A 23,297-nucleotide genomic window follows, 5' to 3' on the forward strand; every position below is an offset into this window, starting at 1 on the left:
CGGTGGGCTCCCCACGGTCCGCGGGGAGCCCACCGGCGGGCGGTCAGGCGGCGGGCGCCTCCGCCGCCGTCGCCGCGGTCAGGACGATGCTCGCCTGGGCCCGTTCGCCGTTGACCTCGACGGCGAGGGTGATCTGGGCGCCCGGGCGCAGCGCGGTGAGCCGCCCGGTGGCCGGGTCGAAGCGGGCCACGTGCCACGGCCGCAGCCCGGTGACCGGGCCGATGTGCAGGTTCGGCGAGGCGGACCAGTCCGCGCTCACCGGCGCGGCCACCGGCACCGTACGCCCACCGGGCTGGGTCACCGTGGCGGTGACGGTCGCCGGTGCGCCGACCGCGACGGTCGCCGGCGCCGCCAGCGCGAGCTGGTCGACGTGCGCGTGCGTCTCGGCACTCACCCAGCGCGGCCCCTCGGCCAGCGGGTCGCGGCGGGCCCGGTCGGCCTCGGCCGGGCTCACCGGGTCCACCCCGAACTCCGTCCAGCCGGTGAAGCCGCCCTGGTCGGCCGGGGTGGACGGGTTCTTGCCCGAGTTGCCGTTGATCACGTACGGCACGCCGTCGACCCGGTCGGCGTGGAAGGTGCCGACGTGCCCGCCGACGAAGAGCGCCCCCTTGCCGGTGCGGTGCTGGAAGTCGGCCAGCCACTGCTCCAGCAGCGCCGCCTCCTTCCGGTCGCCGAGCTGGCTCGCCTTGGCCGGGCTCGGGTCGCGCGGCGGGTGGTGGTGCAGCACCACCACCGAGCCGACGGCCGGGTCGCCGGCCGCCGAGTCCAGCGCCTCGCGCAGCATCCGGACCTGGTCGAAGCCGCCGCCCCGCAGCGAGCCGGTGGACGAGTTCAGCGTGACGAACCGGGTGCCCTTGTGGTCGAAGACCCGCTCGGTGTCGCCGAAGACGGCCCGGAAGTTGCTGATCGGGGCGCCCATGATCTCGTGGTTGCCCGGCACGTAGTAGTACGGCAGCTCCCCGCCGAGTTCCTCGTCCAGCACCCGCTTGGCCAGCGCGAAGTCCGCCGGGTACGCGGTGTCCACGAAGTCACCGTTGATCACCAGGAAGTCCGGCCGGGCCGCCTTGACCTCGCGCAGCGTACGGCGGGCCTGGGCGACCAGGTCGCTGTCCGGGTTCGCCGCGACGAACTGCGCGTCGGACAGCACCGCGAACCGCCACGGCGCGCCGTCGACGCCGCCGTCGCGCAGCACCACCCGGTCGGTGCGCGGCGCCTCGGCCGGCACGTCGACCGTCGGGGGCACCCGGGCCACCAGGTCGTCGATGATGACCTCGCTCCTGTACTGCGCGGCGGCGTTGGTCTCCGCGACGTAGAAGCGGCGGATCCGCACCGGGTACTGCACCCCGGCCGGGACGGTGAACTCGACGTAGCGCCAGCCGGTCCAGGTGATGTAGGGGCCGCGCAGCACGTGCTGGGTGTCCTGCGCGTCGTGCAGGTGCAGGCTGGGCCACTCGCCGGTGCCGTTGCCGTGGATCCACATGCCGAACGCCTGCGGCTGGCCGGCCACCGGGATCCAGGCCGGCGGGTCCGCGTACGCGGCCCGGGTGCCGGTGGACTGGCTGAAGTCGTACGTCATCCGCAGGCCGGTGCCGGTGTGGCCGGGCGCCGGGGCGACCGCGCCGCTGGCCCGGGCCTGGCTGAACCGCCAGGACGCCGCGTCGTCGAAGGGGGCCACCGGCACGTCGGTGAGCCCGACGGTGACCGGCACGACGGTGCTGCTCCGGCCGACGTGGACGGTTACCAGGCCGGAGCCGGTGTCCCGCCGGGCGGTCACGGAGAGGTTGCCGTCCCCGGTCGGGGTGATGGTCAGCAGCTCCCGGTCGTAGTCCAGCCGCAGGTCGGCGGGCTCGATCGGGGCGGTGTTGCCCTCGGCGTCGTAGCCGACCACGCCGAACAGCGCGGTGCCGCCGGCGGCGGTCAGCCCGACCCGGTCCACCGTGGAGTCGATCCGGGCCAGCGGCCCGAGCACTGTCAGGTCGAGGGTGCCGCTGGCCGCGCCGCGCCAGGCGGTGACGGTGGTACGGCCGGGCAGCCCGGCCCGGAAGCGGCCCTCGCCGTCGACCACGCCGTGCACCGCCGGGTTGGCCCGCCACCGCGGCGTGCCGGCCGCCGGGCCGTACGTCTCGTCGTGGCCGGCGGCGGTGAGCCGCCGGGTGAGGCCCGGGAAGACCCGGTCGGGCCGGCCGCCGCGCACCGGCGAGACGCCCGGCGCGGTGGTCGGGTCGCTGGCGGTCTCCAGCCAGTAGCCGGTGAGCCGGCCGCTGCCCCGCGGCGCGTAGAGCGCGAGGCCGTTGGGCACGGCCCGTTCGGTGCCGTCCGACGGACTGTTCTCGACCTGCACGGCGGCCGCGCCGGGTTCCCGGGCGAGCAGCGTGGAGGAGCCGCCGCCGTCGAGGTTCAGCGCGTGGTGCGCGCCGAGTTCGGCCATCATCCGGCCCATCTCGGTCTGCGTGACGCCGCGGCTGTCGACCTGCCGGCCGTCCACGGTGAGCATGATCATGCGGCGGCCGTCGGCGGAGAACCCGACAGCGGTCCGCGGCGCCAGCGACGCGTCGGCGATGCTCTGCACCACGCCGTCGCGGACCAGCACGTTGCCGCCGCCGACGGCCGCGTGCAGGGTGCTGCCGTCGGCCGGCTTGGGCCGGTAGGCGACGTCCACCGGGTCACCGGGGCGCAGCCCGGCGAGCGCGTCGGCGCCGGCCTCCCGGCCGAGCAGGATGGTGGTGCCGGCCGGGATCGACCCGCTGCCGGCCGTCGTGCCGACGCTCGCCACCCGGCCGTCCACCACGACGACCTCGGTGACCCGGGCCGCCCCGGCGACCGTCCGCTCCCGGGTGTACGAACCCCAGAGCGCGGTGAACACGCCGATGCCGTTGGCCTGGACCATGTTGTTGAACTGGGTCAGCGGCACCGGCCCGGTGGGCAGCGTGGCGGTGCCGTCGAAGTTCACCTCGATCACCCGGCCGAGCCCCTCGGTGGTGATCCCGACGGCGTTGCGGTGCCCGCTGACCGCGGACTGCACCAGCTTGCCGCTCTGGATGCCGACGCCCTGGGCGGCGCCGGAGTTGTTGATGTCGAAGAAGTCGCCGTTGACCGCGGCGACGGCGCGGGACGCGTCCACCGCCCCGCGCAGCGGCTCGGCGCGGCTGACCACGCCGGAGTTGACGTAGTCGACGGTGACGCCGCCGGTCAGGTCGGCGGTGAGCGCGTCGGCGCGCAGCCAGCCGTCCGCGTCGTACCGGTCGAACGAGGTGAGCTCCAGCCCGGGGGCGACCGGGCGGGTGGTCTTCGTGGTCTCCAGGCCGCCGGCCGGCTCCACACCGGTCGGCGCCCCGGCGGTCGCCGTGCTCGCGGCCGGGTCGCCGGCCAGCGTCACGGAGTCCGCGGGATGGGAGGAGGCGCGCGGCGCGTCCTCGGCGGCGGTGGCGAAGCGGTCGGGAGCCGGGGCCGGTGTCCCGGCGGTCGCCGGCACCGGGCCGGCCATGGTGAGCAACGGCGTCAGCAGCAGGACGCCGGCGAGCCGGGCGGATCGTCTGCGGGTACGCATGGACGACAGTCAACCGGACAGTGAATAGAAGTTTCAATACCTACCGCTTGAAGCGAAGGAAAACTTCGTGTCTCGGCGACCGTACGACGAAGGGGCACGGCCCGGTGGCCGTGCCCCTTGTCGTCAGTCACCCGGGGAGGGTCACTCCCCCGGCGTCGACTTGGCGATCTGCATCAGGAACTCGATGTTGGTCCGGGTCTGCTTGAGCTTGTCGAGCAGCAGGTCCAGGGCCGCCTGCGAGTCCAGCGAGTGCAGCACCTTGCGGAGCTTGTGGACGATGGCCAGTTCCTCCGGCGCGAGGAGGATCTCCTCCTTGCGGGTGCCGGACGGGTGGATGTCGATGGCCGGGAAGGTCCGCTTGTCGGCGATCTTCCGGTCCAGCTTCAGCTCCGCGTTACCGGTGCCCTTGAACTCCTCGAAGATGACCGTGTCAGCCATGGACCCGGTCTCCACCAGCGCGGTGGCGAGGATGGTCAGCGAGCCGCCGTTCTCGATGTTGCGGGCCGCGCCGAGGAAGCGCTTCGGCGGGTAGAGCGCGGTGGAGTCGATACCACCCGACATGATCCGGCCGCTGGCCGGCGCCGCCAGGTTGTACGACCGACCGAGCCGGGTCACCGAGTCGAGCAGCACGACCACGTCGTGGCCCAGCTCGACCAGGCGCTTCGCCCGCTCGATCGCCAGCTCCGCCACCGTGGTGTGGTCCTGCGGCGGACGGTCGAACGTCGCCGCGATGACCTCACCCTTCACCGACCGCTGCATGTCGGTGACCTCTTCGGGCCGCTCGTCGACCAGCACCACCATCAGGTGGCACTCCGGGTTGTTGTGGGTGATCGCGTTCGCGATCGCCTGCAGCACCATCGTCTTACCCGCCTTCGGCGGCGAGACGATGAGCGCCCGCTGGCCCTTGCCGATCGGCATGACCAGGTCGATCACCCGGGTGGTGAGGATGTGCGGCTCGGTCTCCAGCCGCAGCCGCTCCTGCGGGTACAGCGGGGTCAGCTTGTAGAACTCTGGCCGGCGCTTGGCCTCCTCGGGCTCCATCCCGTTGATGGTGTCCAGCCGGACCAGCGGGTTGTACTTGTCCCGCCGCTGCTCGCCGTCCCGGGCCGCGCGAACCGCACCGGTGATCGCGTCACCGCGCCGCAGGCCGTACTTCTTGATCTGGGACATCGAGACGTAGACGTCGTTCGGGCCGGCCAGGTAGCCGGTGGTCCGCACGAAGGCGTAGTTGTCGAGCACGTCGATGATGCCGGCCACCGGGACGAGCACGTCGTCCTCGCTGACCTGCGGCTCGCGCCCGCCCTCGCCGCCCTCGGCCCGCTCGCCACGGCCCCGCCGACGGTCGCGGAACCGGCTGCGCCGGCCACGCCGGCCGCCGCCCTCGCCCTCGTCGTCGGAGTCGTTGTCCCGCTCGGCACGCTCGGCACGCTGGCCACGGTCGCCCCGGTCGTTGCGCTCGCCCCGGTCGGCGCGCTCGCCCCGCTCGTTGCGGTCGCCCCGCTCGCCGCGCTCACCGCGCTCGTTGCGGTCGCCGCGCTCGGCCCGCTCGCCCCGCTCGGCCCGCTCGCCCCGGTCGTTGCGCTCGGCCCGCTCGCCACGCTCGGCCCGCTCACCGCGCTCGGCACGGTCGGCGGTCCGCTCGCCGCGCTCGGCACGGTCGGCGGTCCGCTCGCCGCGCTCGGCCCGGTCGCGACCGCCGCGGACCTCGCCGCGCTCGGCCCGCTCACCGGTCTCGGCGGGGGCCTCCTCGGCCCGCGTCTCGGCCCGCGTCTCGGCGGCGGCCCGGCTGCGCCGGGACCGGCTCCGACCCTCGGACTCGGCGGCCGCCGGCGCCGCGGGGGTCTCCGCGGTGCGCCGCTCGGCCTCCGGCCGCTCGCCGGTCTCCCGTACCTCGGCGTGGACCTCGTCACGGGCGGGAGCGGCCGCGGCCGCGACCTCGGCCCGCGGTCGAGGGGTCCCGGCGGCGGCGCCGCCCTGCCGCTCGGAGATCGCGCTGATCAGCTCGCCCTTGCGCATGCGAGCCGTACCGGAGATGCCGAGCGACGCGGCCAGGCTCTGCAGCTCCGGCAGCAGCATCGCCGACAGACCGGTGCCGCTGCGCCGACGACGGGCGGGAGCGGCGGTGGTGGCATCGCCAGCGACGTTGGAAACATCCGACGTCACGTCGGTGGTGTCGCTCAATGGATTCCTTCCCTCGATAGGCCGGGACTGCCCGGAGTCGAACAGCAGGTGGCCGGGCGGCCTCGGTGCACCCGCCTCGCATGGACGCGTCGCGGGAGTCTGTGACACAGCAGCCGGTCGGTCTCCCGACTCACCAGCGTCGGTGAGCAGGTCTCGCCGTCTGCGGCGACCTGTGGAAACTGCGGTGCGGCGTGGGCCTAGGCAGGGGTGACGGGCTTACCGCCGAGAGCTTCGGGGGTGCGCCGACCCGCAGGAGATCGCATGCTTCGCGGCTGTGCTAGGTCTAGAGCGTAATCAACTCTTCCGACCTGCGGCAACAGGGTCCCGCTCCGCGTGTCCAAGTCTACCCCGAGCGACCTGTGCGCCGCCCACGTCTGACTGCAACCGCAGAACCTGCCAACCTGTTCCCGCCCGGAAGCTCTCCGGCGGCTCGGTCAGCGCCAGCACCGTCGGCCCCGCCCCACTGACCACAGCCGCCACACCGGCCGCACGCAGCGCATCGACCAGGGTGGCGGTGCCGGGCATGCCGGGCGCGCGGTATTCCTGGTGCAGCCGGTCGGCGGTGGCCGGCAGCAGCAGCGCGGGATCCGTGGTCAGCGCGTGCACCAGCAGGGCCGCCCGGCCGGCGTTGAACGCCGCGTCGCCGTGCGGCACGGTCGCCGGCAGCGCCGCCCGCGCGGTGGCGGTCAGGCCCCGCTCCCCGGGTATGAAGGCGGTGGGGCGGACGCCCTCGGCGACCGGCAGCGCGACCGCCCGGGCGCCGGACGGCTCCGTCCAGGCCAGGGTGAACCCGCCGAGCAGGCAGGGGGCCACGTTGTCGGGGTGGCCCTCGATCTCGGCGGCCAGCCGCAGCGCGCCGGCGTCGTCGAGCCGCCGCTCGCCGTCGACCACCAGCGCCCGGGCCAGCAGCACCCCGGCCACGATCGCCGCCGAGGAGGAGCCGAGCCCGCGGGCCTGCGGGATGCGGTTGACGCACTCGACCGCCAGGCCGGGCGGCTGCGCGCCGAGCGCGTCGAAGGCGACCCGCATGGCCCGCACCACCAGGTGCCGGTCGTCGGCCGGCAACTCGCCGGCGCCCTGCCCGGTCACGGTCACCGCCACGCCGCCCGAGGTGACTTCGGCCGCCACGTCGTCGTAGAGCGTCAGGGCCAGCCCGAGCGCGTCGAAGCCCGGCCCGAGGTTGGCGCTGGTGGCGGGAACCCGGACCCGGACCGGCCCGGGGGCGAATGTCGTCGGCACGGGCTCATGCTATGGCCCGGTACCGACAGGACGGATCGTCGTCCGCACCCTGGGACCGACGGGCGCCCGCGGTCGTACCGGGTCCGCTAGCCTGACCCGACCTACGGCGGCGGGAGGCGGCATGCGGGATCTCAGCTACCTGGTGGCGGCAGCCGTGAACGACGTGCCCGCGCTGCTCGTGCTGCTGGTCGGGCTGGTCCTGGCCGGGAACGCCCGGCGCCGGCTGCCCCGGCCGGCCCGGCTGCTGCTCCTCTCCGGGCTCGGCGTACTGCTGGGGGTCGCACTGCTCGGCCTCACCTGGGCGATGCTGTTGCCGCGCGTGATCGACGGGAGCCGGGACTTCTCCCAGGTCCAACTGATGACCATGGCGTCCGGCCTGCTCCAGGCGTTGGCGTACCCGATCGGGCTGGCCCTGCTGGTGGCCGCGGCGCTCGCCGGGCGGCGGGCGACCGAGGGGGCGCCGGCCGGGCCGTGGCACGGCTGGCCGCCGGCTGGCGACCCGCCCGCGCCCGAGGCGCCCGAGGCGCCGGGGGTGGCCGACGGGGACGGCGGCACCGGCGGGCGGCGGGAGCCGGCGCAGTGGGGCGGGCACTCCCGACCGGACGGGCCCGGCCCCGCCGCGCGCGCCTGAGTCCGGCGGTCACCGGACGGCGGTCGGGTCCGGCTCGGCGACCGGGTCGGAGAGCGAGAGCCGCCGGGTGGCGATCCGCCAGCCCACCGCGTACACCAGCGTGACCAGGCCGCAGCCGGCCAGCACCACCCGCTCGTCCACCGTGTCGACCACGGCGGCCACCACCAGTTGGCTGACCGAGATGGCCAGCGTCGCCAGCATCATGTCGGTGGCGAAGACCCGTCCCCGCAACCGGTCCGGCACCTCGCCCTGCAGGGCGAAGTTCGACATCACCCAGTTGCTGCCGCCCGCGAAGTGGGCGACGAAGACCAGGACCAGCACCAGCGGGAACCAGTCGACCAGCGAGATGCCGAGGTAGGACAGCCCGTACAGCGACATCGACAGGGCCAGGCCCGGCAGCAGCCAGGACCGGTTGGTCAGCACCCGGCGCATCAGGATCGGCCCGACCAGCGCGCCGGCCCCGCGGACCGCGAAGAGCAGGCCGGTCCCCGCCGGTCCGGCCCCGTACAGCCCGGCCAGCAGCGGGAAGACGGTCAGCACGCCGTTGCCGAGACCCACCGCCGACTTCACGGTCACCAGGGCCAGCACCCGCGGCCGGTGCCCGATGTAGTGCAGCGCCTCGCCGACCGCGGCCCAGGTCTGCGGCGTCGGCCGACCGCTCTCCCGCGGCGCCTGCAACGGCCGGCGGATGAACCCGGCCAGGCCGGCCGCGAGCACCAGGCCGACCGCTGCCACCCAGAAGCAGGCGTACGGGCCGACCTCCCCGCTGAGCACGCCGCCGAGCGAGGCGCCGACGACGGTCATGGTGCCCCAGGCCGACCCGGCCACGGCATTGCCGGCGGCCAGCTCCTCCGGTTCGAGGACGTTGGGCAGGGCGGCCTGGGCCGCCGGGGAGTAGAACGCCTTCGCCACCGCCACCACGCCGATGCCCAGCATGGCCAGCCAGGCGGTGCCGGCGCTGCGGACGCCGAGCAGCAGCAGCACGCCGAGCAGCGCCGCGACGTTCGACGCGATCATGATCTTCCGCCGGTCGAACCGGTCGGCCACGGTGCCGGTGTACGGCAGCAGCAGCGCCACGATCCCGGTGTCCACCGCGAGCACCAGCGCGCCCCACACCCCGCTGCCGGTCAACGTCGGCAGGAGCACCAGCAGCGGCACCATGACGAACCAGTCGGCGCCGAAGACCACCAGCTCGGCCAGGAAGAGGTTGCGGAAGTTCCGGTTGCCGGTGAGGACCGAGAGGGTGGACGCCACGGACCGGACCCTACCCGCCGGGCCACCGCCGAACCGTCGGAGCGCGGACAGCGGACGCCCCCGACAGGTGACCCGTCGAGGGCGTCCGTGGTGCTACCGGCTCACTCGGTCGGCGGCAGCGGCGAGGTACGGCTCTTCGGCAGCCGCAGCACCTCGAACTGGTCGGTGCCGTCCACCAGTGCGGCCGACGGCGCCGGGCGGGGCGCCGGCTCGGCGCGCTCCCGGTCAGCGGCCCGGCCGGCCGGTACCGGGGCCGGCTCCCGCTCCACCGCGGGCTGCCCGCCGTCGCCCGGCTCGGTCGACTCGGCCGGGGCGGCCGGGGCGGACCCGCCGCGGCGGCGCCGGCGCCGCTGCCGGATCGACTCCTTGGTGTGCTCCACCATGGCGTAGAGCGTCGGCACCAGGATCAGGGTCAGCAGCGTGGAGCTGAGCAGACCGCCGATCACCACGATGGCCAGCGGCTTGGAGATGAAGCCGCCCTCCCCGGTGAGCCCGAACGCCATCGGCAGCAGCGCGAAGATGGTGGCCACCGCGGTCATCAGGATCGGCCGCAGCCGCCGCCGGCCGCCCTCGACCACCGCCTCGGCCACCCCGAGGCCCTGGGCCCGGTACTGGTTGACCAGGTCCAGCAGCACGATCGCGTTGGTCACCACGATGCCGACCAGCATGAGCACGCCGATCAGCGCCGGCACGCCGAGCGGGGTGCCGGTGCCCAGCAGCAGCGCGATCGCCCCGGTGGCGGCGAACGGGATGGAGATCAGCAGGATCAGCGCCTGGGTGATGCTCCGGAACGTCGCCACCATGATCAGGAAGACGATCGCGATCGCCGCCAGCACCGCCAGCCCGAGGTCGGCGAAGGCCTCCTCCTGGTCGGCGCTGACACCGCCGATGCGGAACGTCGCGCCCGGCACGTCGATGCCGTCGAGCTTGCGCTGCAACTCCTGGCTGGTCGCGCCCAGGTTGGAGCCGGTGGCGGTGCCGGTCACCGAGACGCTGCGCGCGCCGTCGATCCGGGTCACCTGCTGCGGGCCCGCGGTGGTCTGGATGTCGGCGATGTCGTCCAGCTTCACCGGGCCGACCGGCAGCGCGCGCAACTGCTCCACGGTGGTCGGCGGCACGTCCGACAGCCGCAGCACCACGTCCCGCTGCCCGCCGTCGAGCGTCACCTGGCCCAGCGGCGCGCCGCGGAAGGCCTGCGACACCAGTTGGCCGACGGCCGCCTCGGTGAGGCCGAACCGGCCGGCGGCGGCCCGGTCGACAGTCACCTCCACCCGCTCCACCTCGGCGGCCAGGCTGCTGGCGACGTCCTCCACGCCGACGATCCCGGCCAGCGCCGCCTCGGCCTCCTTGGCGGCCCGGTCCAGCGTCGCCGGGTCGCTGGCCTGGACGACCACCTCGACCTGGTTGGCGGCCGCGCCCTGCCCGCCGCCGAAGCTGAACTCGCCCGCCCCGGCGCCGAGGGCGTCGAACTCCTTGCGCAGGACGTCCCGCATCTCCTTGGCGTCGGTGTCGTCGCCGAGCGAGAGGGACCAGGTGGCGACGTTGTTGCCGCCGCCGCCCGCCCACGGGGTGTCGCCGGCGCCGGCGGTCAGCTGGTACGTCTCGACGCCCTCGGTCCGCTCCAGCACCGCCTCCACCTGGCGGGCCGCCGCGTCGGTGGCGGCCAGTCCGGTGCCGACCGGCAGCTCCTGGCGGATGCTCAGGGTGTCCTGACCGGAGTCGTCCAGGAAGTTGGTCTCCAGCTGCCGGGACAGGCCGAAGGTGCCGAACAGCACCAGCACACCGAGCCCCAGGGTGATCCAGCGGGTGGCCCGCTTGCGGGTGGCGAACCCGATCACCGGCAGGTACGCCCGCTGCAACGGGCTGCGCAGCTCCTTCTCCTCCGCCGCCCGGCGGACCGCCTCGTCGTCCGGGGTGCCGCCCTTGGGCTTCAGGAACCAGTAGGCGAGCACCGGGATGACGGTCAGCGAGACCAGCAGCGAGGCGAGCAGGGCCACCGTGACGGTGATCGCGAACGGCGCGAAGAGCTGCCCGACGAACCCGCCGACCAGGGCGATGGGGGCGAAGACGGCGACCGTGGTCAGGGTGGACGCGGTCACCGCGCCGGCCACCTCGCGCACCGCAGCCCGGATCGCGTGGATCTTCTCCTCGCCGTACTCCAGGTGCCGTTTGATGTTCTCCAGCACCACGATCGAGTCGTCCACCACCCGGCCGACGGCGATGGTCAGCGCGCCCAGGGTGAGCAGGTTGAGCGAGTAGTCGCCGATCCAGAGCGCGATCAGCGCGACCACCACCGACAGCGGGATGGAGACCGCGGTCACCAGGGTGGACCGTACCGACAGCAGGAAGACCAGGATCACCACGACCGCCATCACCAGGCCGAGCAGGCCCTCGGTGGTCAGGCTCTCGATGGACTTCTCGACGAACGGCGCCTGGTCGAAGACGATGGTCAGCTCGGCGCCGGAGGCCTCGCGCAGCTCGGCGAGCCGGTCCCGGATCTCGTGGGAGATCTCCACCGCGTTGCCGTCCGGGCTCGCGGTGATCGCGATGCCCAGGCTGTCCTTGCCGTTGGTCCGGGTGATCGCGGTGGCCGCAGCGGTCTGCTCGGTGACGGTGGCCACGTCACCCAGCAGCACCGGGGCGGCCTTGCCCGCCGCCGGGGCGACCACGATGCCGCGCAGGTCGTCCAGCGTGCCAAGCGGGGTGCCGACCTGCACCGGCAGCGCCTCGGTGCCGTCGGTGACCGTGCCGACCGGGATCGTCACGCCGTTGGTCTTCAGCGCCGTGCCGATCGCGGTGGGCTGGAGCTTCGCCGCCGCCAGCTTCGCCGGGTTCGGGGTGATCACCACGACCTGGTCCTGGGTGCCGGTGACGTCGACCGACCGGACCCCGTCGATCGCCTCCAGCTCCGACACCACCGTGCCGCGCAGCCGCTCGGCGAGCACGCGCTGGTCGTCGCCGCCCGACGCGGCCAGCACCACGGCCGGCAGGTCGTCCGTGCTGCCCGCGATGACCTGCGGGTCGACGTTCTCCGGCAACTGCGTGTCGATCCGGGTCAGCGCGGTCTGCATCTTGTTGACCACGTCGTCCAGGTCGGTGCCGAACTCGTAGAGCACCTGGACGGTCGCGAAGCCCTCGCGGGAGGTCGAGGTGACCTCCTCCAGCCCCGGGATGCCCTGGAGGCTGTTCTCGATGGGCTCGGTGACCTGGTTCTCGACGATCTCCGGGCCGGCGCCGGGGTAGGCGGCCACCACGAACGCCGCCGGGAACTCCAGCGACGGCAGCAGCTGCTGCTTGAGCGACGGTACGGCGAACGCTCCGAACGCCGTGGCCACCACCGCGATGAGGGCGACCAGCCCTCGGTTGGCGAGGCTGAATCTGGCGAGCAGCGACATCGGCTCGGCTCCTGGAAGAGGGTCAGTGGATACGGAGAGTGTGCCGGACCCGATCTTTCCCGCCCCGCGCGCCCCCGCCACCGTCCCACTCACGGGACCGCTCCCACCAACGCCCTGCTCAGGCCGCCGTTCCCCGCCTCGGTGAGCCACCCCATGTCCCGGACACGGGTGTGTCGGTCGCGGACGGATGGCCCCATTTCGGAGAACTCGTGTGGATCACGCTCCGTCCGGCGCGACGCCCGCAGGGCGGCGCGGGGGGTCAGGCGAGGTCGAGGGAGCGGGCGGCGGCGAGCGGGTCGTTGGCGATGGTGACCGGGGCCGGGGCGGTGGAGATCGCCCACTCCGGGTCCTTCAGGCCGTGCCCGGTGACCGTGCAGACCACCGTGGAGCCGGCCGGCACCCGACCGGCCGCCGCCTGCTGGAGCAGGCCGGCCACGCTCGCCGCGCTGCCGAGTTCCACGAAGACGCCGACCTCCCGGGCCAGCAGCCGGTACGCGGCCAGGATGTCCCGGTCGGTGACCGCCTCGATGAGGCCGCCGGAGGCGTCCCGGGCGTCCAGGGCCTTGGTCCAGCTCGCCGGGTTGCCGATCCGGATGGCGGTGGCGATGGTGGACGGCTCCCGCACCACCTCACCGGTCACGATCGGCGCCGCGCCGGCGGCCTGGAAGCCGTACATCTTCGGGGCCCGGGTGGCGTTGCCGTCCCGCAGGTCCTCCTCGTAGCCCATCCAGTAGGCCGAGATGTTGCCGGCGTTGCCGACCGGCAGGCAGTGGATGTCCGGCGCGTCGCCGAGCGCCTCGACGATCTCGAACGCCGCGGTCTTCTGGCCGTGCAGCCGGTCGATGTTGACCGAGTTGACCAGGGCGACCGGGTAGTCCTGGGCGAGCTTCGCGGCCAGCGACAGGCAGTCGTCGAAGTTGCCGTTGACCTGGAGCAGCTTCGCGCCGTGCACCAGCGCCTGGGCCAGCTTGCCCAGCGCGATCTTGCCCTGCGGCACCAGCACCGCGCAGGTCAGCCCGGCCCGGGCCGCGTACGCCGCGGCCGAGGCGCTGGTGTTGCCGGTGGAGGCGCAGATGATCGCCTTGTTGCCGGCCTCGACCGCCTTGGAGACGGCGAGCGTCATGCCCCGGTCCTTGAACGAGCCGGTCGGGTTGGCCCCCTCCACCTTCAGGTGGACGTCGCAGCCGAGCCGGGCGGAGAGCACCGGTGCGGGCAGCAGCGGGGTGTTCCCCTCGTGCAGGGTGACGACCGGAGTGGCGTCGGTGACCGGCAGCCGGTCCCGGAAGGCGTCGATCAGGCCCCGCCACATTGTCGCTCTCCTCGCCTCTACCGCCCCGCCCAACCGGGGGCGCCTCCAGCCTGGACCAGCCTCGCCGGGTCGGCCGCGGCACACCCGCCATTAACCACCTGGCGAGACGGGAGCGCCAGCCCACACGCCGGCCGCACCGGTCAGAGCCCGCCCTCGACCCGCAGCACGCTGGTCACCGAGCGGACGATGTCCAGCCCGCGCAGCTCGCTCACGGTCGCGGCGAGCGCGGCGTCCGGCGCCACGTGGGTCACGATGACCAGCTCCGCGTCGTCGCCCCGGCCCGCGCCGGAGGTGCCGGCCGCCGCCGAGCCCTGCCGGACGGTCGCGATCGAGACGTCGTGCCGGGCGAACACCCCGGCCACCGCGGCCAGCACGCCGGGACGGTCGGTCACGTCGAGGCTGATGTGGTACCGGGTCAGCGCCTCCCCCATCGGCCGCACCGACAGGTCGGCGTACGCGCTCTCGCTGGCCGCGCGGACCCCGGCGAGCCGGTTGCGGGCGACCGCCACCACGTCGCCGAGCACCGCGCTGGCGGTCGGCGCGCCGCCGGCCCCCCGACCGTAGAACATCAGCTGGCCGGCCGCCTCCGCCTCGACGAAGACCGCGTTGAACGCGTCGCCGACGCCGGCCAGCGGGTGGGTCCGCGGGATCATCGCCGGGTGCACCCGCACGCTGACCGTCTCCCGGCCGGCGGCGTCCGCGCCCCGGGCCGCGATGCAGAGCAGCTTGATCGTGCAGCCCATCGCCTTCGCGCTGGCCACGTCGGCGGCGGTCACCTCGGTGATGCCCTCCCGGTGCACGTCGGCAGCGCCGACCCGGGTGTGGAAGGCCAGCGAGGCCAGGATGGCCGCCTTGGCCGCGGCGTCGAAGCCCTCCACGTCGGCGGTCGGGTCGGCCTCGGCGTACCCCAGCTCGGTCGCCTCCTCCAGCGCCTCGGCGAAGCCGGCGCCGGTGGCGTCCATGGCCGAGAGGATGAAGTTGGTGGTGCCGTTGACGATGCCGGTGACCCGGGTGATCCGGTCGCCGTGCAGCGACTCGCGCAGCGGGCGCAGCAGCGGGATGGCGCCGGCCACGGACGCCTCGTAGTAGAGATCGCCGCCGCCCTCGGCCGCCGCGTCGTGCAGTGCCGCGCCGTCCTCGGCGAGCAGCGCCTTGTTCGCGGTCACCACGCTCTTGCCGGCGCGCAGCGCCTCCACCAGCCAGCCGCGGGCCGGCTCGATGCCGCCGACCACCTCGACCACCACGTCGACGTCGTCGCGCTTGACCAGGCCGAGCGCGTCGGTGGTGAACAGCGCCGGATCGACCGGCAGGTCGCCGCGGTCGCGGCCGGGCCGACGGACGGCGATGCCGGCGATCTCGATCGGGGCGCCGATCCGGGCGGCGAGGTCGGCCGACTGCTCGTGCAGCAGCCGGACCACCTCACCACCGACCGTGCCGCAGCCGAGCAGCGCCAAGCGCACAGGTGACGTCATCCAACATCCAATGCGAGCAGGTCCTCTTCGGTCTCCCGCCGGACGATCACACGCGCCTGGCCACCGCGCACCGCGACCACCGGGGGGCGGGGCACGTGGTTGTAGTTGCTGGCCATGCTCCGGCAGTAGGCACCGGTGCCGGGCACCGCGACAAGATCTCCGGGCTGCACGTCGGCGGGCAGGAATTCATCCTTCACCACAATGTCCCCGGACTCACAATGCTTTCCCACCACGCGGGCGAGCATCGGCTCGGCGGCCGACGCCCGGGACGCCAGGGTGGCCGAGTAGGACGCGTCGTAGAGCGCGGTGCGGATGTTGTCGCTCATCCCGCCGTCGACGCTGACGTACGTCCGGATGCCGTCCACGTCCTTGACCGTGCCGACCTCGTAGAGGGTGAACACGGCCGGCCCGACGATGGCCCGGCCCGGCTCGATGGAGAGCCGGGGCACGGCCAGCCGCTCGGCCGCGCACTCCCCGTCGACGATCTTGCGCAGCCGCTTGGCCAGGTCGTGCGGCGCGGCCGGGTCGTCCTGGGTGGTGTACGCGATGCCGAAGCCGCCACCGAGGTCGAGCTCGGGCAGTTCCACCCCGCGCGCGTCACGGATCTGGGCCTGCAGGGCGAGCACCCGGCGGGCGGAGACCTCGAAGCCGCTGGCGTCGAAGATCTGCGACCCGATGTGCGAGTGCAGGCCGCGCAGCTCCAGCACGTCCTCGTCGAGGATCTTGAAGGCGGCCGCCGCGGCGGCCCCGCCGGCCAGCGAGAACCCGAACTTCTGGTCCTCGTGCGCGGTGGCGATGAACTCGTGGGTGTGCGCCTCCACGCCGACGGTGACCCGGATCAGCACCTTCGGCCGGACGCCCCGCTCGCGGGCCAACGCGCTGAGCCGGTCGATCTCGGTGAACGAGTCGACGATGATCCGCCCCACCCCGGCGTCGAGCGCCCGGGTCAGCTCGGCGACCGACTTGTTGTTGCCGTGGAAGCCGATCCGCTCCGCCGGCATCCCGGCGGCCAGCGCGGTGGCCAGCTCGCCGCCGCTGCACACGTCGAGGTGCAGGCCCTCCTCGTCGATCATCCGCACCACCGCGCGGCAGAGGAACGCCTTGCCGGCGTAGTAGACGTCGACGTCCGGGAAGGCGGCCCGGAAGTCGCGGCAGCGCGAGCGTAGGTCGTCCTCGTCCAGCACGTAGACCGGGGTGCCGAACTCGGCGGCCAGGGCGCGCACGTCCAGGCCCGCCACGGCGAGCGTGCCGTCCGCGCCGCGCGCCACGTTGCGCGGCCACAGCTGCGGCACCAGGTCGTTGACGTCGGCCGGCGTACGCAGCCAGGCCGGACCGCGGTTGCCGATGTCGCCGTGCAGCGCACCGGCCTCGTGGGCCCGCATCACTCGTCTCCGCTTCGCGACTGCCGGGCTCGCAAGCTCACTCCTCGCGCTCGCATGTCACATCCTCTCGGGCGCGGAGACGCCGAGCAGGTAGAGCCCGTTGGCGATCACCGTGCGGGTCGCGTCGTTGAGCCAGAGCCGGGCCCGGTGCAGGTCGGTGACCTCCTCGTCGCCGCGCGGCAGGATCCGGCAGTTGTCGTAGAACCGGTGGTAGGCCCCGGCGAGGTCCTCCAGGTAGCGGGCCACCCGGTGCGGCTCGCGCAGCTCGGCCGCCGTCGACACCACGGCGGGGAACTCGGCGAGCGCCTTGAGCAGCTCGTTCTCCTTCTCGTGGTCGAGCAGCTCCGGGCGGAACGCGGCCGCGTCACCCCGGGTGAGCCCGACCTCGGCGGCGTTGCGCCCGACGCTGGCCGTCCGGGCGGCCACGTACTGCACGTAGTAGACCGGGTTGTCGCGGGTGGCCCGGGTCCACAGCTCCACGTCGATGTCGATCGGCGAGTCGCTGGAGTAGCGGGCCAGCGCGTAGCGGGCGGCGTCCACCCCGATCGCGTCGACCAGGTCCTCCAGGGTGACCACCGTGCCGGCCCGCTTGCTCATCCGCATCGGGGCGCCGTCGCGGACCAGGTTGACCAGCTGGCCGATGAGGATCTCCAGGTTGCGCTCCGGGTCGTCGCCGAAGCAGGCGGCCATCGCCTTCATCCGGCCGATGTAGCCGTGGTGGTCGGCGCCGAGCATGATGACCACCCGGTCGAAGCCGCGCTCGCGCTTGTCCAGGTAGTAGGCGCAGTCGGCGGCGAAGTAGGTCCACTCGCCGTTGGACTTGCGCAGCACCCGGTCCTTGTCGTCGCCGAACTCGGTGGTGCGCAGCCAGGTGGCGCCCTCGGTCTCGAAGACGTGCCCCTGCTCCCGCAGCCGGCTCAGCGCCAGGTCGAGTTCACCCCGGTCGTGCAGGTCCTTCTCGTTGAAGTAGGTGTCGAACTCGACCCCGAAGTCGCGCAGCGACGAGCGGATCTCGTCGAACATCAGCGCCACGCCCTCGACCCGGAAGACTTCCTGGGCGGCCGCGTCGTCCAGCGTGAGCACGTCCGGCCGGCGGGCCTGGACGGCCGCGACGATCTCCCCGAGGTACGCCCCGGCGTAGCCGTCCTCCGGGGTCGGCTCGCCCCGGGCGGCGGCGAGCAGCGAACGGGCGAACCGGTCGATCTGGGAGCCGGCGTCGTTGAAGTAGTACTCGGTGCCGACCCGGGCGCCGGTGGCGCGCAGCAGCCGACCCAGCGCGTCGCCCACGGCGGCCCAGCGGACCCCGCCGATGTGCACCGGGCCGGTCGGGTTGGCCGAGACGAACTCGAGGTTGATGCTCTGCCCGGCGAGCCGGTCGCTGCGGCCGTACTCCGGGCCGGCCTCGACGATCGAGCGGGCGAGCTGGCCGGCGGCGGCGGCGTCGAGCCGGATGTTGAGGAAGCCCGGGCCGGCGATCTCCACCGACTTGACCCCGGCGGCCCGGCCGAGCTGCTCGGCGAGGGCGGCGGCGAGCTCCCGCGGCGGGACGCCCACCTTCTTGCTGAGCTGCAACGCCAGCGTCGAGGCGTAGTCGCCGTGCTCGGGGTTGCGGGGTCGCTCCACCGCCGTCCGCTCCGGCAGGGCGGAGCGATCCAGGCCCCGCTCGGTGAAGACGGCGTGGGCTGCGGAGAGGACGACCTCGGCGAGTTCTGCGGGAGTCACCGAACCATGTTATCGGGGGTAGACTCGGTCCCCGCGGCGGCGACCCAGCATGTGAACTTCCACCGCCGGCTCCCCTGACCGACCGACCTGACGAGGCACGATGAGCATCAGCACCCCGGGCGGCGAGCAGCGCCGTCCGACCGTGGTCAGCACCGGCAAGAAGCCGGCGGCCCGGCCGGCCGCTGCCGGCAAGCCGGCCGGCGGCAAGGCCGGGTCCGGCAAGTCGACCGGTCCCCGTCCGGGCGCCGGTGGCAAGGGCCGCAAGCCGGTCACCCCGGTCAAGGTCAGCCAGGGTCGGTCCTGGGGCCCGATCGCGCTCTTCGTCGCCGTGGGCGTGCTCGCCGCGTCGATCATCGGCTACGGCGCCTGGGCGGCGTTCCAGGGCTCGAAGCCGTGGGAGGACCGGGCGGCCGACATCTCCGGCATCGTGAACTACCGCGAACTGGACAAGGAACTGGTCAAGGGCAGCAACCACCAGGCCGGCCCGATCAAGTACGAGATCAGCCCGCCGGTCGCCGGCCCGCACAACGCCTCCTGGCAGAACTGCATGGGCGACGTCTACGACGCCCCGATCGCCAACGAGCACGCGGTGCACAGCCTTGAGCACGGCACTGTGTGGATCACCTACCGGCCGGACCTGCCCGCCGACCAGGTGGCCAAGCTGCGCAGCAAGGTCGAGGGCGTGGAGAAGACCATGCTCAGCCCGTACGAGGGCCTGGACAAGCCGATCTCGCTGCAGGCCTGGGGCTACCAACTCAAGGTCGACAACGCCGACGACGGCCGGATCGACGAGTTCATCAAGACGCTGCGGGTGAACGCCTCGATCGAGGGGCCGACGGCGCTGTGCAACCAGGGCATCACCGCGACCGGCACCACGCCGCGCGACGGCGCGACGACGCCGCAGGGCTGAGGGGACGATGAGCGCACCGACCACGACCGAGACCGCGAGCCTCGGCGACCCGACCCCGCCGGAGCGTCCGGACACCGGACGCCGGTGGGGCGTGGCCGCGCTGGCTCTCGCCGTCGTGGTCGGGCTGCTCCTCGGTTACGCCGGGGGCCTGCTGACCCCCCGGCTGACCCGCCCCGGTGACGCGTCGGTGGAGGCCGGCTTCGCCCGGGACATGACCACCCACCACGCCCAGGCGGTGGAGATGGGCCTGATCGCCTTCCAGCGGGCCACCGACCCGGAGGTCCGCAGCATCGGCGGCGACATCGCCCTCGGCCAGCAGGGCGAGATGGGCGCGATGCAGTCCTGGCTGCGGTCCTGGGGGCTCGACCCGACCGGCTCGCGGCCGCCGATGTCGTGGATGCCCGACGGCGCGATGACCGTGAAGAACGGGCTGATGCCGGGGATGGCGACGCCGGAGGAGATGGCGGCGCTGCGCGCGGCCCAGGGGCGTGACCTGGACGTCCGCTTCCTGAACATGATGATCAAGCATCACCTGGGCGGCATCCACATGATCGACGCCGTGCTGGACACCACCGACGAGCCGGACGTGGTCCGCACCGCCCAGACCATGAAGAACACCCAGCAGACCGACCTCACCAACCTGCAGAACGCCCTCAAACGCCTCAACGGCTGACCACCCCCGCCCTGCCTGCCGAGCAAGAGGTTCGCGTCGTCACCGGCCCGCCGGCCGACGCGAACCTCTTGCTCGTTCTTCGACTGGGCAGGTCAGGGTAGATATGGGCGTTTAGCCCCTGTTTAGGGCGTGTGGGCGATTGCGTGGCTAAGGGAGTTTTCTCCACACATATCGTGACCAGTTGCGATTCGGGCTCGTTGCGCAGGACGTGGGGGTTGCACTCAGAGACGCGCGGCGGTCGGTCACCAGCTGGTGCCGGCGCCACACCATCGGCGGTGACGGGGCGGTGGCAGCCGCCCGTCGCGGACAGCGGCCGGGCGAGCCGGGAACGCTCAGCCGCGAACAGGAACTCGAACTGATCGACCTGCTGCGGGGCGTCCACCCCGACGAGTTCGGCCTGGACGAGGAGCTGTGGACGCGGCAGAGCCTCCAGACGCTCATCCAGCGCCGGTTCGACCTGTCGCTGGACGCCGGCGCGGTCGGGGCGTACCTGCGGGCCTGGGGGTTGGGTCCGCGGGAGCCCCGGGAGCGGGCCTGCGGGCTCTGCGTGGGCGCGGTCGAGCGGTGGGTACGCAGCGAGTACCCGGCGATCACCCGGGCGGCCCAGGAGCACCTCGCCGAGGTCTACTGGATCGGCCGGGTCCGGCTGCGCGGCACCATGCCGGCGGCCGACGTGATCTCCGCGGTCTCGTCCCGCGGCCGGGTGCGCTTCATGATCACGACACCGTCGGTCGACCCGCCACTGCCCCGCGAGTTCGTGCTCCGGCTCAGCGGCGAGGAGCAGCGGACGGTGCATCTCATCGTGGACGGCTCGTGGCCCCGCAACGAGTGGCCCCGCCGGCTGCCGCGCCGGATCGTGCTGCACCCCCTGCCGAGCTGCGGTCGCGCCGTCGCCGCCTGACCGCCGCGGACGCTCCCGTCCACCTCCCGCCGAGGCGGACGGGAGCGTCCGCGGCCCGCCGGTCACGGTCGGGCGCGATCTCGCCGACGTCGGGTGCTCCGGGCTGGTCGGGCGGCCGACGCCACGGGGACGCGTTTCCCCCCGTGGCTGCGGGCACCCGCACCGAATGCGAGCCCGCTGGAGACCCCGTCCGGACCGGCGCGACGCGCGGCCCGGATACCGATTCGCCGTTCGCGGAGGAGGTTTGCTAGTCTTCTCCAGTCGCTGAGCCCCCGTAGCTCAGGGGATAGAGCACCGCCCTCCGGAGGCGGGGGCGCAGGTTCGAATCCTGCCGGGGGCACCCTTGACAATCAGCACGAAAAGGCCTCTGACCAGGGAAACCGGTCAGGGGCCTTCATCGTGCCGCGTCCGACCCTCGGTGGCTGATCGTCGTGGTGACGCTCTTCCTGGCCTGCGGGGTCGCCGTCTTCCTGTCGCCGAAGGCACATTTCGGCAGCGGCTTCGACGACCGACGGTTCGACCCGCCGCGCTACACGATCCTCCACGCCCCCGGCACGGACTGGAGGCGTTCGCAGCGGAGCGCGGGTTTCGGAGCACCCGGGCTCTGGAGCCGGGGTGGACGCTCCGCGGGCCGACCCCCGACCTGGAGCGTGAGGACGAGCAGTGGCTGTAGGGCTCGGCAGGGCCGCCGTGCGATCGTGATGCGACTGATGCTCCTGCGTCACCTGGCTTCGGCGTCGGGCGGGGCGGGGGTACGCGGAGCGCCCACGCCCGACTCCGAACCGAGTGCCCGTCGGGGGACTAGGCGATTGCCGTCTGGGTGCGGCAGGTGTACAGGTTTCCGTTGTCGGTCTGGCACGCCGTGACGGTCACGCTCGTTCCCTCGGGGATGTTTCCCAGGTCCAGACTGCGGTTGGTGCCCGCGCCGGTGGTCAACTTGAAGCCGTTCTCGTGCCGGGTGCTGCCCTCCCACCAGGTGGCCCCCACGTAGATGCCCCGGCCGTCCGCCGTCGTGTCGTACGCGGTCAGCCTTTCGCCGTAGGCGTAGAAGGTGCCTTCACCCAGAACGACACCCTCGTCCCAGAACATGGTCCAGCAGTCCCGGCCGCCGGCGTCGTTGTACCCGGCCCGGCAACCGTAGGTGTGGTAGTCGGCGTAGGCGGCGGTGGACGTCCCTCCGACCAGCGCGGTGGCCAGCGCCGCGACGATGCCCACCCGTGCGCGAGTTCGCATGATCTCTCCTCTGTCCTTTTGCGAGAGAGCGACTCTTTCATGATCGTCGTCCCCGGTCGAAGGGTTTCCGGCAGCGACACACGCCACTGGCTCGCCCAGGGTGCCCCGCCACCCGTTCACGCCCAGCTGCGACACCGCGTGATCCCGGTCGCCCTCGCGACGATTGACGATCAACGCGGTGGTCGTCCCACCCCCGCCACGCCCCAGCGCCGGAGCCGAGTGACGCCACCCTCCGTCGAAGGCGCCGCCGGACGCATTCCGTCCGGCGTCTGTCACCGGACCCGGGCCGTCACCGGTCGGTTGCGCCGGCCGCCGCTGGTGCTCAGCATCCGGGCCGGGATGCCGATCCGTTTCGCCAGCCCGTACGTCGTGATCGGGCTGCTGCTGACGGTCTCCTTGTAGAGCACGGCCGCCCGACCGGTGAGCAGCCACCGCCGCGGCGTGTCGTCGGGGTGGGTGAACTGGATCACCGCGTCCCGACGCCCGAGGCTGACCGGCTGGTGCAGGTAGCCGAACCGGAACGGCCGGAGCGCCTTGCCGCGCACCTGGCGGGCGATGTTCCCGGCGACGTGGGCGGCGGTCGGCAGGCCGCTCTGGCAGGTGCCGTGGAGGACGCCGTACGCCTGCCGGACCGCGGCGGCATCGCCGACGGCGTAGATCTCCGGGTGCGACACGGAGCGCAGGGTGGCGTCGGTGACGACCCGGCCGGTGTCGTCGGTGGCGATCCCGGCCTTCGTGGCCAGCGGCGCCACCCGCACCCCGGTCGTCCACAGCGTGCCGTCGGCCGGCACGACCTCGCCCCCGGCCAGTTCCACGCCCTCCGGCAGCACTCTGGCGATCTCGACACCGGCGCGGACGATCACGCCCAACCGGTCGAGCGACGCCCGCAGATAGCCGCGGGCCCGGTCGCCCATCATCGCGCCCGGCTCGCCCCGGGTCAGCAGCGTCACCGTGACGTCCGGGTAGGACTCGGCGATCTCGGCCGCCGCCTCGATTCCGGACAGCCCACCCCCGCACACCAGGAAGGTGCTCCGGCCCGCGGCCGCGAGGTGCGCGGCCATCCGCCGCGCCTCCGCCGGGCCGTTCAGGGTGAAGGCGTGCTCGGCGCCCGGAACGCGGGCGGTGTCGGTGGCACTGCCGATCGCGTAGACGAGGGTGTCGTAGTCCAGCGCGACCTCACCGTCCGAGCCGGACACCCGGACCGTGCGCGCGGCGGTGTCGATGCCGGTCGCCCAGCCCTGGACGAAGGTGATCCCGGTGCCGGCCACCAGCTCCGGGATGCGGTGCCGCGCGAGCGCCTGCCCGGTCGCGAGCTGGTGCATCCGCAGCCGTTCGGTGAACCGCTCCCACGGGTTGACCAGGGTCACCGTCACCCGACCCCGGGCCCGGCGGGCCACGCCGAGCGCCGCCAGCATGCCGGTGTATCCGGCGCCGATAACCACGATTCG

The 23,297-nt window shown here is 73.6% G+C and carries 15 protein-coding genes and 1 tRNA gene; 5 read left to right on the plus strand and 11 right to left on the minus strand.

From position 1 onward, the window contains the following. Nucleotides 1–43 precede the first annotated feature (43 nt). The 3 genes from SM577_RS12660 to thrB all read right to left on the minus strand — a co-directional run bounded on the left by SM577_RS12660 (nt 44) and on the right by thrB (nt 6,967). The gene (locus SM577_RS12660; RefSeq protein ID WP_474586946.1) at nt 44–3,547 is read right to left on the minus strand and encodes a phosphodiester glycosidase family protein; all 3,504 of its coding nucleotides are present in this window, start codon (nt 3,545–3,547) and stop codon (nt 44–46) included. A 141-nt stretch (nt 3,548–3,688) separates the two neighbouring features. Continuing rightward, the gene (rho, locus tag SM577_RS12665; RefSeq protein WP_474586947.1) at nt 3,689–5,728 is read right to left on the minus strand and encodes a transcription termination factor Rho; all 2,040 of its coding nucleotides are present in this window, start codon (nt 5,726–5,728) and stop codon (nt 3,689–3,691) included. Nucleotides 5,729–6,022: 294 nt separating this feature from the next. Beyond that, nucleotides 6,023–6,967: a homoserine kinase gene (gene thrB / locus SM577_RS12670; RefSeq protein WP_302919232.1), complete on the minus strand. Its 945-nt coding sequence runs from the start codon at nt 6,965–6,967 to the stop codon at nt 6,023–6,025. Between the two features lie 121 nt (nt 6,968–7,088). On the opposite strand from thrB, the gene SM577_RS12675 reads away from it, so the two are divergent. Next, a complete protein-coding gene (locus SM577_RS12675; protein ID WP_302919233.1) occupies nt 7,089–7,598 on the plus strand; it encodes a hypothetical protein in 510 nt (169 codons plus the stop codon). Nucleotides 7,599–7,607: 9 nt separating this feature from the next. Here the strand turns inward: SM577_RS12675 and SM577_RS12680 are convergent, their stop codons facing one another. The 6 genes from SM577_RS12680 to argS all read right to left on the minus strand — a co-directional run bounded on the left by SM577_RS12680 (nt 7,608) and on the right by argS (nt 18,132). Further along, nucleotides 7,608–8,852, minus strand: a complete 1,245-nt coding sequence (locus SM577_RS12680) for an MFS transporter (RefSeq protein WP_302919234.1) — start codon at nt 8,850–8,852, stop codon at nt 7,608–7,610. Between the two features lie 101 nt (nt 8,853–8,953). Beyond that, on the minus strand, nt 8,954–12,247 hold the full coding sequence (locus SM577_RS12685; protein ID WP_474579597.1) for an efflux RND transporter permease subunit: 3,294 nt from the start codon (nt 12,245–12,247) through the stop codon (nt 8,954–8,956). 259 nt (nt 12,248–12,506) lie between these two features. Next, complete coding sequence (thrC, locus tag SM577_RS12690; protein ID WP_302919236.1) at nt 12,507–13,556, minus strand: threonine synthase; 1,050 nt, start codon at nt 13,554–13,556, stop codon at nt 12,507–12,509. Between the two features lie 140 nt (nt 13,557–13,696). Further along, the gene (locus tag SM577_RS12695) at nt 13,697–15,016 is read right to left on the minus strand and encodes a homoserine dehydrogenase (protein WP_474579729.1); all 1,320 of its coding nucleotides are present in this window, start codon (nt 15,014–15,016) and stop codon (nt 13,697–13,699) included. An 8-nt stretch (nt 15,017–15,024) separates the two neighbouring features. Further along, a complete protein-coding gene (gene lysA / locus SM577_RS12700) occupies nt 15,025–16,410 on the minus strand; it encodes a diaminopimelate decarboxylase (protein ID WP_302919237.1) in 1,386 nt (461 codons plus the stop codon). A 57-nt stretch (nt 16,411–16,467) separates the two neighbouring features. Beyond that, nucleotides 16,468–18,132 (minus strand): arginine--tRNA ligase, encoded by a 1,665-nt coding sequence (gene argS / locus SM577_RS12705; RefSeq protein WP_474579595.1) that lies wholly within the window; start codon nt 18,130–18,132, stop codon nt 16,468–16,470. Nucleotides 18,133–18,232: 100 nt separating this feature from the next. On the opposite strand from argS, the gene SM577_RS12710 reads away from it, so the two are divergent. The 4 genes from SM577_RS12710 (at nt 18,233) to SM577_RS12725 (ending at nt 20,956) form a co-directional block, all read left to right on the plus strand. Continuing rightward, nucleotides 18,233–19,042, plus strand: a complete 810-nt coding sequence (locus SM577_RS12710; RefSeq protein WP_474586948.1) for a DUF3105 domain-containing protein — start codon at nt 18,233–18,235, stop codon at nt 19,040–19,042. A 7-nt stretch (nt 19,043–19,049) separates the two neighbouring features. Continuing rightward, the gene (locus tag SM577_RS12715; protein ID WP_302919240.1) at nt 19,050–19,715 is read left to right on the plus strand and encodes a DUF305 domain-containing protein; all 666 of its coding nucleotides are present in this window, start codon (nt 19,050–19,052) and stop codon (nt 19,713–19,715) included. A gap of 208 nt (nt 19,716–19,923) precedes the next feature. Continuing rightward, the gene (locus SM577_RS12720; RefSeq protein WP_088992174.1) at nt 19,924–20,616 is read left to right on the plus strand and encodes a winged helix-turn-helix domain-containing protein; all 693 of its coding nucleotides are present in this window, start codon (nt 19,924–19,926) and stop codon (nt 20,614–20,616) included. Between the two features lie 268 nt (nt 20,617–20,884). Beyond that, a tRNA-Arg gene (locus tag SM577_RS12725) sits at nt 20,885–20,956 on the plus strand. 461 nt (nt 20,957–21,417) lie between these two features. On the opposite strand, the gene SM577_RS12730 is transcribed toward SM577_RS12725, so the two are convergent. Continuing rightward, nucleotides 21,418–21,849, minus strand: a complete 432-nt coding sequence (locus SM577_RS12730; protein ID WP_474579594.1) for a hypothetical protein — start codon at nt 21,847–21,849, stop codon at nt 21,418–21,420. A gap of 272 nt (nt 21,850–22,121) precedes the next feature. After that, nucleotides 22,122–23,291: an NAD(P)/FAD-dependent oxidoreductase gene (locus tag SM577_RS12735; protein WP_474586949.1), complete on the minus strand. Its 1,170-nt coding sequence runs from the start codon at nt 23,289–23,291 to the stop codon at nt 22,122–22,124. Nucleotides 23,292–23,297: the final 6 nt, after the last annotated feature.

The sequence above is a fragment of the Micromonospora desertarenae genome, from assembly GCF_056150265.1.

What these genes read in the sequence shown, in the direction of transcription:
- SM577_RS12660 (WP_474586946.1), bottom strand. Translation starts at nt 3,547, where the DNA reads ATGCGTACCCGCAGACGATCCGCCCGGCTCGCCGGCGTCCTGCTGCTG.
- SM577_RS12675 (WP_302919233.1), top strand. Translation starts at nt 7,089, where the DNA reads ATGCGGGATCTCAGCTACCTGGTGGCGGCAGCCGTGAACGACGTGCCC.
- SM577_RS12685 (WP_474579597.1), bottom strand. Translation starts at nt 12,247, where the DNA reads ATGTCGCTGCTCGCCAGATTCAGCCTCGCCAACCGAGGGCTGGTCGCC.
- thrC (WP_302919236.1), bottom strand. Translation starts at nt 13,556, where the DNA reads ATGTGGCGGGGCCTGATCGACGCCTTCCGGGACCGGCTGCCGGTCACC.
- lysA (WP_302919237.1), bottom strand. Translation starts at nt 16,410, where the DNA reads ATGCGGGCCCACGAGGCCGGTGCGCTGCACGGCGACATCGGCAACCGC.
- SM577_RS12710 (WP_474586948.1), top strand. Translation starts at nt 18,233, where the DNA reads ATGAGCATCAGCACCCCGGGCGGCGAGCAGCGCCGTCCGACCGTGGTC.
- SM577_RS12715 (WP_302919240.1), top strand. Translation starts at nt 19,050, where the DNA reads ATGAGCGCACCGACCACGACCGAGACCGCGAGCCTCGGCGACCCGACC.
- SM577_RS12730 (WP_474579594.1), bottom strand. Translation starts at nt 21,849, where the DNA reads ATGCGAACTCGCGCACGGGTGGGCATCGTCGCGGCGCTGGCCACCGCG.